The following is a 15,476-nucleotide window of genomic DNA, read 5'->3' as shown; positions in this document are numbered from 1 at the left end:
CCTCGGAGCCGTGCTAGGTGACTCAGGCGAGAGGAATAATTCCGCACTTCGAAGGTGATACTCTCAGGTTCGCACGTTGCGACTGTTAATATTTGTGGTAGACGGGTTGGCGCATGTTGGGGGATCATTCTGCGCTGCGCGCCCTCGAACCCCCTTCTGGGGTGGTGAATTAGCGCCGGTTTCTGCTTTTCGCAACTCGACTTCTCACTGATATCCGAAGAATTCGCAAAAAACTTGAGAATTACTCTTTGCGCGATCTGGATAGCTTGGTTAAATCCGTCCACCAGAGATGTGCAAGCAGAGCACTGCTTGGCTTGCAGTATCTGCCCACCACACATCGGAACAGAGTCTTGCGGTCCAGCGCCGTCCCGGCGTGAACTCCTCTCACTGGACGAAGGCCCCGTTTGCGGGGTCCTGCAGGATCTGTGGCACAACCCAGTTGAACTTGCTGTTGCGGTAGCAGCGTCTACCCACAGCTTACACATCGTCGCAAGGGAGTATGCGATGCCTCGTCAATCCAAACGCACTCGCCGTCTAGTCGCCCGCCTTCGGCAATCTCTTGCTCGTCGCCGCAAGGCATGCCGCAAGTACCTGCGATTGGAACCGCTCGAGCCGCGCGCCTTGCTCGCCGTAACCCAAGTGGAATTCGTCTCTGGCGAAATCCAGATTGAAGGCACCGACTTGGCCGATCGTGTGGTCGTGGAGCAAATCTCCCCGACGGAATTGGAGATTACCACCATCACGGCCGGACAGCCCTCGTTCTACCGGTTACCCAGCAACGAAGTTACAGCGATAGCATTCGCCGGCTATGACGGCGACGACACCTTCGTTAACTTCACGAGCATTCCTTCTTATGTGGATGCAGGCACCGGCGACGATTATGTTTTCGGGGGAGCTGGGAGCGACAAACTAATTGGGGGAGCAGGCGAAGATCGACTCATCGGTAGTACAGGGAACGACCAGATCCAAGGTGGTGATGACGACGATTGGATCACGGCCGGCGACGGCGCCGACTTTGCTTCAGGTGGTGAAGGCAATGACCGGATTGAGGGAGGAGATGGCGCCGACTTGATCTATGGCGATGCCGGCGACGACAACCTCTTCGGTGGACTCGGGAATGATACGATTCGCGGCCATGACGGTCACGACAGAATCTATGGAAACGAGGGAGACGACCTAATCACCGGGCATGACGGTGACGACCATCTGTTGGGCGGCAGTGGAAACGACCGGCTCGATGGTGGTGATGACAACGATTGGATCACGGCCGGCGACGGCGCCGACTTTGCTTCAGGTGGCGAAGGCAATGACCGGATTGAGGGAGGAGATGGCGATGACTTGATCTATGGCGATGCCGGCGACGACAACCTCTTCGGTGGACTCGGGAATGATACGATTCGCGGCCATGACGGTCGCGACAGAGTTTATGGAAACGAGGGAGACGACCTAATCACCGGGCATGCCGGAAACGACCATCTGTTGGGCGGCAGTGGTAACGACCGGATTGAAGGAGGTGATGACAGCGATTGGATCTTAGGAGGCGCGGGAAGCGACTTGTTGTCAGGCGACGATGGTGACGATCGGATTGAAGGGGATGATGGCAATGACGTGATCTACGGCGACGCCGGCAACGACATACTCATCGGTGGATTTGGGAATGACACTATTCGCGGCCACGCCGGCCACGATGTCCTTCATGGCAATGAAGGGGATGACATACTTACGGGCCATGATGGAGAGGATAAGCTCTACGGCGGCGATGGCGACGATTGGTTGGAGGGTGGGGCAGACGACGATGCGGTTTATGGAGACGGTGGCGCCGACTTTGCTTCAGGCGCCGAAGGCAATGACCGAGTTGAGGGCGGCGACGGGAACGACTTGATCTATGGTGAAGCCGGCGACGACACGCTCATCGGTGGATTTGGGAATGACACTATTCGCGGCCACGAGGGGAACGATACCCTCTATGGAAACGAGGGAAACGACCTAATCACCGGCCATGACGGTGACGACCAGCTGTTGGGTGGCGACGGCAGTGATCGACTCAGGGGCGGTGTAGGTAATGACAGCATATTCGGACACGGTGGCGCGGACCACGCTTACGGAGACGAAGGTAACGACCGAATTGAAGGTGGCGACGGGAACGATTGGTTGGACGGCGGTGCTGGGAACGATGTTTTGCTGGGGCAACTCGGCAACGATCAGTTGTTTGGACAGGACGGCAGCGACTACCTGGACGGTGATGAGGGCGACGATACGCTCGATGGCGGTCTGGGCGACGACACCCTCTATGGACGAGCAGGCAGCGATGTACTGGCAGGTGAACAGGGAGACGACTTCCTCTACGCGGGCGCGGACGACGACTTCGTCTACGGCGGCGAGGGCCAGGACCGGATCGAAGGTGGCGACGGAAACGACTGGTTAGTTGGTGGCGCTGGGAACGATGTTCTGCTGGGGCAACTCGGCAACGATCAACTGTTTGGCCAGGACGGCGGCGATTACCTGGATGGCGACGAGGGCGACGATACGCTCCACGGCGGTCTGGGCGACGACACCCTCTATGGACGAGCAGGCAGTGATGTTCTGTCGGGTGAACAGGGCGACGACCACCTCTACGCGGGCGCGGACGACGACTTCGTCTACGGTGGCGAGGGCCAAGACCGCATCGAAGGCGGTGATGGGAACGATCTGATCAACGGCGGTGCTGGGAACGATGTTCTGCTGGGGCAACTCGGCAACGATCAGTTGTTTGGACAGGACGGCAGCGACTACCTGGACGGTGATGAGGGCGACGATACGCTCGATGGCGGTCTGGGCGACGACACCCTCTATGGACGAGCAGGCAGCGATGTACTGGCAGGTGAACAGGGAGACGACTTCCTCTACGCGGGCGCGGACGACGACTTCGTCTACGGCGGCGAGGGCCAGGACCGGATCGAAGGTGGCGACGGAAACGACTGGTTAGAAGGGGGCGCGGGGAACGACGATCTGCTGGGGCAACTCGGCAACGATCAGTTGTTGGGACAGGATGGTAGCGACTATCTCTATGGTGACGAAGGCGACGACACCCTGGATGGAGGCGCCGGGGATGACTTCTTGCAAGCCGGCGCGGGAGATGACGTAGTCCTTGGGTCCCAGGGAGATGATCTGATCGAAGGCAGCGATGGCAACGATGCTCTCGTGGGTGGCGATGGCGTCGACCGAATCCTGGGCGGACTCGGTGACGACTTGCTAGTGGGTGGAATGGAGGCAGACACGCTCATTGGAGAATCAGGGCAGGACATCCTCGTCGGTGGCGCTACGATCTACGATGACGATCCCGACGCCTTACGCACGATTCTGCAACAATGGAGCAGCGGTTTGTCGTTCGAGGCACGCGTGGCTTTGTTATCGCAACATGACGTCGAAAGCAGCCTTGCGCTCTTGCCATTGGTCACGTTAATCGACGACGCCGTCTCCGATACACTCTGGGGACATGGCGATACGGACTGGGCAGTGCTCACGAGCCACAACTCCAACTACAGTCCCATCGGTCCGCAGCATGGACAGCATTCGCACGTGGTAACGGAGCCTTTGGTGGTCGAGGGATTTGCGCTGATTGACTCGATTGACGCACTTCCAGATATCAATTCGAACGATCGCGTAACCTCCATACTGCCCCATGCGACGGAACCTGTGAAAGCCGCCGAGCATCTGCAGATGTTCGAGCTGGTGAAATATGCAGACGTGACCCACACCGCCATTGCCAGCGGTAACTGGTCGGATCCGTCCATTTGGCAGGATGGAGCAATTCCATCAACCGACGCCCGCGTGCTGATCCCGATGGGTGTGCAGGTGACGGTCGATCAAGTTCTCCAGACGGAGGTGTTTTCGATTCGTGTTGATGGAACGCTATCGTTCGATCCCAATCAAGACACTGAATTGCGCGTCGACACCCTGTTCGTGGGCCACATGGGGAGGTTTGAAATGGGCACTCAAGCGGTCCCAGTACAGGCTGGTGTGGAGAGCCGGTTGGTGATCACCGACAACGGCGAGATCGATCGAAACTACGATCCCTTCGGTGTCAGTCGAGGGCTCATCTCCCACGGCGCAGTAGAAATGTACGGACAGGCGAAGACGTCGTTTACGAGCGTCGAAGGATCACTTGCCGCGGGATCGCGTTTCATTAGTTTGAGCGAAGATCCCACTAACTGGTCAGTGGGCGATCGCGTGGTGATCGCCGGAACGAGCTCTCTCGAAAACCAGGATGAAGAGCGAGTTATCCTGGGGATCGTAGGGTCGGTAATCGAGGTGGCGCCGCTCGAATACGCTCACAACTCCCCGTCATCGGCAACACCATTCCATATTGCGAATCTCACTCGAAACGTAGTCATTGAGTCCGAAGGAGATGCAGTCGATCGGCGCGGGCATGTGATGTTTATGCACAACCGCGACGTCGACGTGAACAACGTTGGCTTCTACAAGCTCGGACGAACTGACAAGACGGTATCAATCAATGACTCAGTTGTCGACGAAGATTGGAATCTGGTATCCGGCACCGGCACGAATCCTCGAGCCCGATATGCGGTTCACTTCCACCGCAATGGAGCGATTGAATCCGGCACGCCGTCCACAGTGCGGGGAAGTGTTGTGAATGACAGTGTGGGCTGGGGCTATGTAAATCACAGCAGTTACGTGGACATTACGGACAGCGTGGCCTATGACGTAATTGGCGCTGGCTTCGTTACCGAAACGGGAGAGGAGGTGGGTGAGTTTTCTAACAACCTGGCCATCCATCTACCTGGCGCTGGCACAGGGTTAGACACGAACCTGCGAGCTTATGTTCAAGACTTCGCTCATGGCGGCGAAGGTTTCTGGCTACAGGGTCCAGGGGTCACGGTGACCGATAACATCGTTGCTGGGTCGGCCGGTGGAGCATTTACCTACTTCGCTCGAGGGTTGAGGGAGTTTGGCTACCTGACAGAATTCGCCAGCGTGAACTTGCTCGATCCGTCCATCGCCGAAGGAGCCGCTACCATCTCGATTCAGGACGTCGCTCCACGCCCGTTCGAGAACAACGTCGCCTATGCCTCTGTAGCGGGTTTGCAAACGCGATACGTCTTGTATCATTCCACCAATTCGCAGGAAGCAGTCTTTGCGAATTCCATCTTGTGGAACAATGAGACGGGCATTTACGCGCCCTATGCACACAACATCACATTTGATGGGATCGTGGTGATGCACGACGATTCCGCGCTGCATGGATTTGGATTTCGCAATAACGACGTGACCCGCAACACTACGTTTAAGAACGTCAGTATCAGTGGGTACGACATAGGTATTTGGGTGAATCGGCGCGGGTTTACCCACGTGGAGTCGGGCCAGCTGTCGAATGTCAGGAACATCCGCGTCACCGCTGCCCTCGATCTAGGACGAGAAGTCATCGTCGGGGAGGAAGTGATACTGCTAGAGTATCCCTTCGAATTCCTTGCCGGGCTCAACTCCTAGGCGTTGTGTACGCTAGAACAGAAAGTGCACTAGACGACGCGTGAGATAGCGCTCGGGTGTGCGAGAGGCCCGCGCGGTGGTGCGCTGAGCGACGTCTTGCTTCGGGCCCCATCCTTGGAACCCGAAGCGATGTGTTCGACGCCGGCTATTAGCAGTGCGGGCTGCTTGTCGCCTGGCCGCGCTCGATTGTGTGGTGTCCGTTCCTCGAGCTGTTCCACCATGGCGACAGGCCGGAGGAGACCTGCCGGCGAGAATGTGGCCAATCCCCGCCGACGCGCATGGTGGCTCGCGCGGGGCGGCTGACCCGCGCGCTTCCAGATTGTTTGGCAAAGTGTCCGGTGCTAAGTCTCCTGTTGCGAAGAAAGAAAAGCCGAGTCGGCCAATTCGTCGTACTGGTTGGCTCGCTGTTCGACGTACTGTTCCCAGGCACTGCGAGGCCAAATCTCCACGTGGTCCTGCACGCCCACCAAGGCGACCTCGCAGGACAGTTTCGCGAACTCTGCAAGTTCGCTTGGCACCCGAAGACGACCTTGCTTATCAAGCCGCACCGCGGCAGCACGGGCAAAGAACAGCCTTGCGTATTCCCGCACAGTGCGGGTGTTGGGCGTCGCGGCTTGTAGCCGCTCGCCAAGGCGTTGAAAGGTCGATTCTGGGTAGAGCGCAAGTGTCCCATCCGTGCCTGGAGCGAGGTACAAAGTGCTGTTTTCACCGGTATCCAGGCCTTCTCGAAGCGGTTTTGGCAGTGCGACGCGACCTTTCTCGTCGAGCGATCGAAAGTGAGTGCCGGTTAGTAGCATTGCTGTCCCATTTCCCCCCACAACTCACCATCGATCCCCAAAATCTAATCATCTTCCTGCCAGCGTCAACGGCGGAAATCCGTTGCTAGCAGTTTGGTTTTGTTCAGTCCTGCGTGGTGGTTTTGCACTCTTTCTCGGAGTATTTGGGGCCGGTGTCGCCGCGCAGCAATTTCAGATTTTTTTTGTGGCCAGACAATTTCGCAGGGCGCTGCGCAGGGTGGGATTTTCCTTGGGGGCTGGTTGGTTGTTTGTCGCCCTGGCCGGTATGATGCTTCCAAAAGTCGCGCGGAGCTTCCGCCGATTCCCCGCCATGTCCCGCCGACCGACGCCGGTCGCTCCACCCGCCTGCTGTACCATGTCGTCCGACCCATTTTTCGACTACGACCTGCCCCGCGAGCTGATCGCGCAGGAGCCACTCCGCAACCGCGCGGATGCTCGCATGATGGTGGTCGACCGCGGGCGGCAGAAGATCTCGCATTGGCATGTCCGCGACCTGCCTGAGATCCTCCGCAGCGGCGACTCGCTGGTGCTCAACAACACCAAAGTCATCCCGGCTCAACTGTACGGACGCCGAAAAGCAACCGGAGGTCAGTGGCATGGGCTTTTTCTCCGCGAGGCGGAGGACGGGCACTGGCGGATCGTGTGCAAAACGCGAGGGCGGCTGGCGCCGGGCGACGCGATCGAACTGCTCGACCGCGAAGGGCGGGAAGCCGCTACCTTGTGGTTGCTCGATCGGCTCGAGGGAGGACAGTGGCTGGCGCACCTGGAGCAGGAGGGTCCCACCGAAGAGGTCCTGGCCAAGGTCGGGCGGGTTCCGCTACCTCACTACATCCGCGGCGGCCGCATGGTTGATGCGGACGTGAAGAATTACCAAACCGTCTACGCAGCCCAGCCAGGCGCCGTTGCAGCACCTACGGCGGGTCTGCACTTCACTGAGGACCTATTACGGCAGGTCAAGCAGCGTGGCGTCGACTTCGCCCAGGTGACGCTCCACGTCGGGCTCGGTACGTTTCGACCCATCACGGTCGATCGGCCGGAAGAGCATCAGATGCACAGCGAGTGGGGCGAGCTGACCGACAACGCCGCCGAGTCGCTCAACGCCACGCGCGAACGTGGTGGTCGCATCGTGGCGGTGGGAACCACAGCGGTGCGCGTGCTCGAGTCGGCAGCTGCCACGGCGCCCGAAGCAAAGCCACTCTCCGCCTGGTGTGGCGACACCGATCTGTTCATTCACCCGCCGTACGAATTCCGTGCGGTCGATGTGCTGATGACCAATTTCCACTTCCCACGGACCACGCTGCTACTGCTGGTCCAGGCGTTCGCCGGTAGCGAATTGATCCGCGAAGCCTACGCCGAAGCGGTCCGCGAAGAGTACCGCTTCTACAGCTACGGCGACGCCATGCTGGTCATCTAGTCCAACCCGCCTGATCGGGCGGCTGGTTGCACTGCGCAGCAAAAATGGCGGCTCCTCGCCATGGGGAATGGGGCAGGTATTCCCGTCCGGAACAAAGAGCCGCCTGATTTGGTCGATGCACTACGCCGACGGTATCAGCCCAACCAGCGGCAAAGCAGTCCGATCACAGGAGTAATCGGCTAGCCGCATTGTGGACTTTACCATTTCGGCAGATGCACTCCAAAAAACGGAATCCCGCGCAACGGTTTCCGTGTTCGACAAGCAGCACAAATCCGTCAGGAACCAAGCACACCAGCAAGTTGGGTCGCTGATTCGTCAAAGCTGTCGGCGGTCGCGTTGGACATACTCAACACGGATCCCACACAGGCTATCACAATCAACGCAAGCATCACCGCATATTCCACTGCGGTTGGTCCATCGTCTCTTTCCAGAAATTCAATAACGTGTTTCAACATGGGGGCACCGTAGAGAAGAGTATGGCAAGACGCCCTATCATGGGCATCAGAAAAGTAGGGGCTGGTGAGCCAAATCGAGGGCGCAGCAGCCGGTCTACTCAACTCTACGACAGGTCGGTGGGCGTGGACGCCACAATCGTCCACGACTTCCACGGAAGTTCTTGCCGTTCTTGCAACCTGTAACAATCGTTCCGGATGGATGCCCTCTGAGTCGTCCCCAGCCAGATAGGCTCCGGTTCGGTATACCAATAACAAACGGCCGCCGCATCTGCGACGACCGTTTGACGTTTGTAGGGGTTGTATCGGTCGCACCTGCGACTAGCAATGCTAGGCCTGGAACGAACTTCCGCAACCGCAAGTCTTTACCGCCTGCGGGTTGTCGAACCGGAAGCCGTAACCTTGCAGGTCGTCCTGGAAGTCGATGGTCGTGCCGTCCAGGAAGAGCGCGCTCTTTTTGTCGACCACCACGGGCACTCCGTGGCAATCGAACTTGGTGTCGCTTGCTTCGTTGTAGTCGGTGGCGAACGCCAAACCGTAGCTGAAGCCACTGCAGCCGCCGGCGGCAATCTGTACACGAAGCATTGTCTCTTCTTCCGACTTCTGGTCGTCCATCCGTCGCCGCACTTCGGCAGCAGCCTTCTCGGTAAGCGTTACAGACATCGTTTAACGAACTCCTCTTGGCAGAACAATCTGAACTGGTTTCGGATTTTTGGAACCGCAGCCATAGCTGCGAAGTCTCTAAATTATAGCAACTCCTGGCGGAAGGGAAGGGAAAACGGCTATCCACCCCCAAATGCCGGGATTCGCTACACTGAGCCCTGCCGGCCGCGGTTTTCCCGATCTCGGACCCTCCAACATGGCAGATCCCCAGCAATCGACTTCCAATTCCGGCCGCCGTCGGTGGCTCGTACGCCCCCGGCTCAGCCTGCGGGGGCTGCTCATCCTGGTCACGGTGGCTTGCATCGGCATGTTCGTCGCCCAGCAGGTGCACCGGCACTGGCGGCTGTCGCAGGTTCGGCAGTGGGTGTCGGTGTACGTCGATCTGGCCAGCGATTCTCCGCAGCCGCAGACGGCCGTCTGCCCGATTGAGGGAACCGTGGCCGAACAGTTGGAACTGCTCGAGTACGGAATCCTCCACCTCCAGCGGCCCGTCGAGCGGACCGCCTGCCTGAAGATCCTGGCCGAGCAGTACCCCGACCGAACCGCGGCGATGCTGCTCAGGCTGTGGCCCCAACTCAAGCACGACGACACACGCCTTCTCGCGCTGCATCTGTTGGGGGTCGCGCGAGATAAAAAGTCGGTTGACCTGCTCGCGCGATTGATGAGCAATCCCGATCCACAGATTCGTGCGGCCGCTGCGGATGCTTTGGGGATGGTGCGTGCTCCCTCGTACGCGATTAAATACGACGGGTGGAGCATGTTTGGGAGTCCGAGCATCGACTCGAGGCCGCCAATATTGTTGTGGCCGTTGTTGGAACTTAACAACAAGTTGACCGACGGAACAACAAACAGCGGCGCCCCTGGTCCAGCGGTAGTCGTCAACGAACTCACCACCGACCACCGCGATGCGCTGGAGCAGATGATGCTCGCCGGCCCAACGAGCGAAGAACGCACCGCAGCCGCTCGAGCGCTCTTGGCATGGCCTCCCGACGGTTACCAGTTGCGCGTCGCGGAGTGGGGAGTGTGGATCAACGACTCGGGCGAATTGAAACTCGCCCAATCGGTGATCGACGAGATCCCACCATTCGTGCATCGCACCGGCAATACGATCGATTCGCTGAAGGTTCGTGTGAATCAGATCATGATCGTTACCAAGCCGATTATTCATATCACCGCCAACCGTCCAATGGTCGTCGACTTGGAAGTGCAGATTCAGAATGGTCGCCCCTGGTTCGCTTACCCTCGGCCTGATGACTTCAACGTTCGTGTTGCTACTCAATACGGTCCCAGCCGCTTGACGACTGTTGAATCCGACCCACCGCGTTCCGAGTTGGACAAACTCGCACCTTCGGAGTCTGGCACGCTTGATCCTGTTGGTGAGCGATATCCCTGGCTTACGCCTCACCATCGTACGTTTGGCTCGGTCATCTCTGGGATGGGCGGGGTGAACATCATCAACAGCGTTGGGTTGCGTTGGCAAAGCGTGATCGTCTCGCCCGAGCGGTTGGAGTGGATGCAGCCTCCTAAGGTTGCCAGCGAACACCAGTGGTGGTCCAAGCTGCGCGACGTCGAGTGCAGTTGGGTCAGCAGCGTCGGCGAGTCGGAGCGGTTCCTGTACTACGATGGTCCCAGCTTCGCCAAGAGCCCGCTCGACTTCGCGCTGGTCGCCGGGAACCTGGTAACCGTCGAGCAAGATATCTTCTCGACAGACGAGACTCGCGCGCAGCACGTTTCGCCGTCGATTCCATTCATCGGTAGCGACGACACTGGCGTCCCGGTCCAAGCGATGTTCATTCATGTCGATGGAGATATTATCGAAGCTTGTGTGTTCGACACCAAGCAGATGAAGTCGGAAACAACGCTAACAATGCCATTCGATCTGAAGGGCGATCAACCTTTCGAAACGCTGTTGAACATGTTGTGCGAGCGCGGCTTGTCGATCAGTGAAGCCGAAGGTCTGGCCGACTGTTGGCGCGAGCAGTTCTTTGCCACCGATGGCAAACGGATTGTGCTGTTCCTTTCCAGTGAACAGTACGACCAGGTCTGCCCCATCCGCGTCGAGCCCAAGCCCACGCAGTTGGTCCGCGTGGGCCTGGTGCTCACGGAGTTGGACTGAGTCACTCCGCGAGTTTGCGAACCTTGTCTACCGCCGCGGCGACCATCGCGACTGCGCGGTCGATCTCGTCGGCGGTGTTGAAACGCCCCACGCCGAAGCGCAAGCAACTTCGTGCTTCGTCGGCCGATAGACCCAAAGCCAATAGCACGTGACTCGGCTCGTCGCTGGTGCTGCTACACGCGGCGCCGCTGCTCACGGCCAATTCCGGCATGGCGAGCATCAAGGCTTCGCCGTCGACGCCGGGGAACATCAGGTTCAGGTTGTTCGGTAGCCGCAGCGGGTCGCCATCCTCGCTCTTGGCATCGAGTTTCGGACCGACCAGCACGGCATTCGGTACCGCTTTGAGGATTCCCTCCGCCAGGCGGTTACGAAGCTTTGATAGTTGTTCGACCTCGGCCGCGAGGTTCTCGGTCGCCAGGCCGACCGCTTCGGCCAGTCCGACGATGCCCGGCACATTGAGCGTTCCGCTGCGCCGCCCTTGCTCTTGACCGCCGCCGGCGATCTGCGGAGCGAGTCGTACCACGGGATCGCGCCGCCGCACGTAGAGTGCGCCGACACCTTTGGGGCCATGCAACTTGTGAGCGGTGAAGCTCATCAAGTCGACACCAAGTTCCGCGACGTTGACCGGCAGCTTGCCCACCCCTTGCGTCGCGTCGCAGTGCAGCAGCACTCCGCGAGCTTTCGAGATTGCAGCGATCTGGGCCAGCGGCTGAACCACGCCGATTTCGTTGTTGGCCAGCATCACACTCACCAAACACGTGTCGTCACGCAGCGCGGCGGCCACTTGATCGGGATCGAGCCAACCTGCGCGCGGCGATCCATGTCGTTCGACGTCGAGCAGCGTTACTTCAAAGCCTTGCTCCGCCCATCGCTGGAGAGGATCGAGCACCGCGGGGTGTTCGGTCCGCACGCTCACCAAATGGTCGCCGCGTCGCCGGCGTCGCTCGGCCACTCCTCGAATCGCCAGGTTATTGCTCTCGGTCGCACCGCTGGTGAAAACGATCTCCCCGGGCTCTGCACCAATTCCACGAGCGATCGTCGCCCGCGCACGCTCCACCGCATCGCGAGCCTCCTCGCCCAGCGCATGCACGCTGCCGGGGTTGCCGAACTTCTCCGTGAAGTACGGCAGCATCGCGTCGAGCACGCGCGGATCGACGGGAGTGGTCGAGTGATGGTCGAGATAAATGGTCACGTGGTTGGTACTTCGGTTTTGTCGCAGTTTTGTCGCAGTTGCCCCAAAACGATTCGGTGCGACAAAACTCCGCCGCACTCGCGTCGTTGTAAGTGCCCACAGTGCAACGCGTTACGGCGTGGCTCGGCTGCCAGGTGGGCAGGGTTTTGTCGCAGTAGTGCGACAAAACTCCATGTTATGTCGCACCCAAGTGCCGCGCCTCACCTCGCTGGGCCCAGCCATCGAGCGCGCATCGCACCCACGTCCAGCGTCTGGCCGACGGGAGCTTAGGGCGAGCTCTATTGTCCCCCACCGAGTGTAAAATTCCTACAGCCCGCGGCGAAGAAACCAAGAATCGAGCGTTCGGCGTTCACAATGGTTCGAAAACGTCCATCGATCGAATGCGCTGACCGCGTCGTCCAATTTTGCGCATAACTTCCATCGAAGTTGAACTGCTGATTCGGCTGGCCGTAGAAGCCTCTGAGAGGGCCGTTTGGCGGCCTTAAGAAATCGTGCACTGGACTTGAGAGGAGTATTTCGATGCCGTTCGCGCCCCGTATTGTCGTCGCCCTTTCGATTTGTTTTGCAGTATCGCAAACTCAGGCAGCGGACACGAAGAGCGAATCGAAGGAGCTCACAGAGATCCACGCCGCAATCAAGAAAGTCACCGCCAAAAACTACGATGAATCGGCTGACTATCTTTTCGGTAGCACGTCCCACTACGAGCAGGACACGGTTCCTTACGTGCTCGAAGCGATGATCAAGGTCCCTGCGGGCGTCGATCCAGGGCTCGAGGTTGTGCGAGGACCCAAGGCGGGTGGCTACTGGCTGGATGTCGAACTCCGCGATGGGTTCCATCCGTATCCCCGCGCCGAGGGAAGGAGTGATCGCGGGGAGTTTCTCGAGTACGTCTACTTCCCCAAGCTCAAAGGCGAGAAGCAGCACCTTTACATCGTGCTTCGCATCCCGAAAGACGACAAGACTGCATCCGCTCTGCACGACCAACTGCTTGAGACACTTGAGCCGTTCTGTGCACTGCCGGCTGAGTAGTGCGGTCGATGCCTACCGCGGCCGGCGCACTCGTGGCTCGCTGGCCTCGAGCGACTGGTCTTGCCACTCGCTCTCCTGGCCTCGCAGGTGATGATCGAAGAATCGGCGAACCAGGTTGTTCGTCTCTGGCGGGAACCCTCGCCCGTGACCGCCGCCTTCGATGGTGACGAGCGTAGTGGGCACCTTGGCCTCTTGCAGTGCTGCGTGGATAAGCTGCGATTGATTGAAAGGCACCGTGGGGTCGGCCGAGCCGTGGACGATCAGGAACGGTGGATCGTCGTCGGTGATGTAAGTGATCGGGTTGGCCGTGGCCACCTTCTCGGGATGGTCGTGAATGGCCCCGCCGATCAACAGCGACTCGGGCGACTGGGGCGAGTCGTGATCGAATCGAGAGCTGGGCAGCGCGCCCTCGGTCATCTTCAGAAAGTCGGTCGGCCCGAAGAAGTCAGCCACGCAGGCTACGTTGGTCGATTGATCGGTGTGCGGGCCGAGCGAGCCATCCATCGCTTCCACGCCACCGCTGGTGCCGAGCACAGCCACCAGATGGCCGCCGGCCGAAGTGCCCCACACGCCGATCTTGTCGGGATCGAGATTGTACTTCTCGGCGTTGGCCTTGATCCAACGAATGGCCGCCTTGCAGTCATGAATCTGCGCAGGCCACTGCGCCTCGCCACTGAGCCGGTAACCAATGCTCACCGCCGCGTACTCGCCCGACGACGCAAACCTCGCTACCCGCGGCAACGCCTGCCGTTTGTCCCCGGCCCGCCACGCCCCGCCATGGATGAACGCGATGACCGGACGCGGCTTATCGCTTTCGGCCTTGGGCACCAGCAGATCGAGCGTCTGCCGCCGATTGTCCGAGTCGGCATACGGAACATCGGCCACCAACTGCACGCTGTCGGGCACTCGGTCGGCCAAATCGCGGCGACCGGGGCGCTGTGCAAAGCTGGAGGTGGAGGTAAACATCGTAGCGAAACATGTGATCGCTAAGAGTGCGCAGCGCATGGAAGGCTCCCGAAGAGAGTGCAGAAGATGCTCGTGCTACAGGCATCTAACCCCGGGGGGAGGGGGAGGTGGCGGGAGCGTGTATTTCACCTCCAGATCATGTCAGTCAACATTTCATCGTCACGCCCGCCGATTAGGTACCAGACGGCAGTTGTCGTGAGCATCAGCCGATCACTCCCGAAGCGAAGGGAGGCCAACTCGAGGGCGATTTCTGCCTGTTGAATGCCTCGATCTTGCCAAGCCTGTCGAGTGAAAGCATTGCGTCCACCAAGAAATGGCATGGGTAAATCGACAGTGAACTTGGGATGGTTAAGTTTGTCGAGGCAGTAGTCCAAATAGGCGATCTCCCAGCCATTCACATACCGGTACGCGCATGCATCAATCAACCATACCTTCGACTCCAGGGCCTCCGGATCAAATTCCTCGGAACTCCCACAAGCACTTGCCATCGGGGCCAGAAGCAGTGAGCCCACTAGAACACCAAAGCGAATTGCAGCAGTCATTACGGGCCTCCGTGCTATTTGTCTTCCGGAGAAAGGAACCAGACAGCACGAATGCTAAGCCGATGGGTGGAAGGCTGCAAGCCGAGTTTGGAGGGTTTGCCCTACTCGAACAGCGCCCGCATGACGATCTGCGACCAGCTTTCGTAGCGGTCGAGCTCGGCCAGGATGTCGGCCACAGGGCGGAAGCCGGCTTCGGTCAGGTCGTCTTCGCGAGGCTCGACGCTTGGCGACTCGACGTCGAACAGGTGCACGACGCCAAGGTGGACTTTACCGACCTCGGTTTCGTCGTCGTTGATCATGCCAACGGCCGACTCGGTGTACTGTGTGTTGATCGAGACCTCTTCGTCCAACTCGCGACGCATCCCTTCGCGGTACACGTCGCCCGAGTGGCTCACCGCTTCGGCATCTTCAATCGAGATGTGCCCACCGACGCCAACGCTGCGCTTGGCCCTAAGTCGGGCTTCGCCAACTCCACCGCCGCGCAAGTAGTCGAACACTTGCACCTCGCCCGTGGGGGTGGTGTAGCGGAACAGGCAGTAGGGGATCAACTGCTTGAAACTGGGATCTTCCTCCATGTCGCCCCGCGGGCGATAGCTGATCTGATCGCTGCTGGCCAGTGGCTCGAAGTACCGCGCGACGTCGGGCGAGAATCCTTGGAAGTGCCCCAGCTCGTGAAACAGCTCGGTGGGAACGACCAGTACTTTCTCCAGCATGACAGTCGACACGGCGACTCCTTTCGTGGTGGGGGAGGAGGGGGAAAAGGGCATTGTATGCCAGCAAACCCCAAATGCCCAAGTACCCAGGGGCGAAATACCCAA

11 protein-coding genes are annotated in these 15,476 nt (G+C 59.4%); 4 read left to right on the top strand and 7 right to left on the bottom strand.

All coding sequences use genetic code 11. The annotated features are described in order from the left end of the window. Positions 1-504 precede the first annotated feature (504 nt). Positions 505-5,487, top strand: a complete 4,983-nt coding sequence (locus ACQK2L_RS25485; RefSeq protein WP_425399867.1) for a G8 domain-containing protein — start codon at positions 505-507, stop codon at positions 5,485-5,487. Between the two features lie 341 nt (positions 5,488-5,828). Here the strand turns inward: ACQK2L_RS25485 and mraZ are convergent, their stop codons facing one another. Continuing rightward, positions 5,829-6,284, bottom strand: a complete 456-nt coding sequence (mraZ, locus tag ACQK2L_RS25480; RefSeq protein WP_425399866.1) for a division/cell wall cluster transcriptional repressor MraZ — start codon at positions 6,282-6,284, stop codon at positions 5,829-5,831. A 310-nt stretch (positions 6,285-6,594) separates the two neighbouring features. Between mraZ and queA the strand changes: the two genes are divergently transcribed. After that, entirely contained in the window at positions 6,595-7,698 is a 1,104-nt protein-coding gene (gene queA, locus ACQK2L_RS25475; protein ID WP_425399865.1) for a tRNA preQ1(34) S-adenosylmethionine ribosyltransferase-isomerase QueA, read from the top strand. Positions 7,699-7,973: 275 nt separating this feature from the next. On the opposite strand, the gene ACQK2L_RS25470 is transcribed toward queA, so the two are convergent. After that, positions 7,974-8,153, bottom strand: a complete 180-nt coding sequence (locus ACQK2L_RS25470; protein WP_425399864.1) for a Flp family type IVb pilin — start codon at positions 8,151-8,153, stop codon at positions 7,974-7,976. Positions 8,154-8,480: 327 nt separating this feature from the next. After that, positions 8,481-8,813, bottom strand: coding sequence for a HesB/IscA family protein (locus ACQK2L_RS25465; RefSeq protein WP_425399863.1), 333 nt, complete (start codon positions 8,811-8,813; stop codon positions 8,481-8,483). Positions 8,814-9,009: 196 nt separating this feature from the next. Here ACQK2L_RS25465 and ACQK2L_RS25460 point away from each other — a divergent pair, with 196 nt between their 5' ends. Continuing rightward, entirely contained in the window at positions 9,010-10,929 is a 1,920-nt protein-coding gene (locus ACQK2L_RS25460; protein ID WP_425399862.1) for a HEAT repeat domain-containing protein, read from the top strand. A gap of 1 nt (position 10,930) precedes the next feature. Here the strand turns inward: ACQK2L_RS25460 and ACQK2L_RS25455 are convergent, their stop codons facing one another. Beyond that, positions 10,931-12,121: a cysteine desulfurase family protein gene (locus tag ACQK2L_RS25455; protein WP_425399861.1), complete on the bottom strand. Its 1,191-nt coding sequence runs from the start codon at positions 12,119-12,121 to the stop codon at positions 10,931-10,933. Between the two features lie 519 nt (positions 12,122-12,640). Here ACQK2L_RS25455 and ACQK2L_RS25450 point away from each other — a divergent pair. Then, positions 12,641-13,150 carry a hypothetical protein gene (locus tag ACQK2L_RS25450; protein ID WP_425399860.1) on the top strand — a complete coding sequence of 170 codons (510 nt, stop codon included), beginning with the start codon at positions 12,641-12,643 and terminating at the stop codon, positions 13,148-13,150. A 12-nt stretch (positions 13,151-13,162) separates the two neighbouring features. Here ACQK2L_RS25450 and ACQK2L_RS25445 read toward each other — a convergent pair whose 3' ends face one another. The 3 genes from ACQK2L_RS25445 to ACQK2L_RS25435 all read right to left on the bottom strand — a co-directional run bounded on the left by ACQK2L_RS25445 (position 13,163) and on the right by ACQK2L_RS25435 (position 15,383). After that, entirely contained in the window at positions 13,163-14,116 is a 954-nt protein-coding gene (locus ACQK2L_RS25445; protein ID WP_425399859.1) for an alpha/beta hydrolase fold domain-containing protein, read from the bottom strand. Between the two features lie 125 nt (positions 14,117-14,241). Beyond that, entirely contained in the window at positions 14,242-14,658 is a 417-nt protein-coding gene (locus tag ACQK2L_RS25440; protein WP_425399858.1) for a hypothetical protein, read from the bottom strand. Positions 14,659-14,759: 101 nt separating this feature from the next. Further along, positions 14,760-15,383 (bottom strand): phosphoesterase, encoded by a 624-nt coding sequence (locus ACQK2L_RS25435; protein WP_425399857.1) that lies wholly within the window; start codon positions 15,381-15,383, stop codon positions 14,760-14,762. Between the last annotated feature and the right edge of the window lie 93 nt (positions 15,384-15,476).

Source organism: Aeoliella sp., assembly GCF_965227375.1.
Taxonomy (GTDB): Bacteria; Planctomycetota; Planctomycetia; order Pirellulales; family Lacipirellulaceae; genus Aeoliella.
This window is presented reverse-complemented; position numbering and strand designations above follow the sequence as displayed.

Coding starts and splice junctions, on each gene's coding strand:
- ACQK2L_RS25485 (WP_425399867.1), top strand. CDS start 505: ATGCCTCGTCAATCCAAACGCACTCGCCGTCTAGTCGCCCGCCTTCGG.
- mraZ (WP_425399866.1), bottom strand. CDS start 6,284: ATGCTACTAACCGGCACTCACTTTCGATCGCTCGACGAGAAAGGTCGC.
- queA (WP_425399865.1), top strand. CDS start 6,595: ATGTCCCGCCGACCGACGCCGGTCGCTCCACCCGCCTGCTGTACCATG.
- ACQK2L_RS25470 (WP_425399864.1), bottom strand. CDS start 8,153: ATGTTGAAACACGTTATTGAATTTCTGGAAAGAGACGATGGACCAACC.
- ACQK2L_RS25465 (WP_425399863.1), bottom strand. CDS start 8,813: ATGTCTGTAACGCTTACCGAGAAGGCTGCTGCCGAAGTGCGGCGACGG.
- ACQK2L_RS25460 (WP_425399862.1), top strand. CDS start 9,010: ATGGCAGATCCCCAGCAATCGACTTCCAATTCCGGCCGCCGTCGGTGG.
- ACQK2L_RS25450 (WP_425399860.1), top strand. CDS start 12,641: ATGCCGTTCGCGCCCCGTATTGTCGTCGCCCTTTCGATTTGTTTTGCA.
- ACQK2L_RS25445 (WP_425399859.1), bottom strand. CDS start 14,116: ATGTTTACCTCCACCTCCAGCTTTGCACAGCGCCCCGGTCGCCGCGAT.
- ACQK2L_RS25440 (WP_425399858.1), bottom strand. CDS start 14,658: ATGACTGCTGCAATTCGCTTTGGTGTTCTAGTGGGCTCACTGCTTCTG.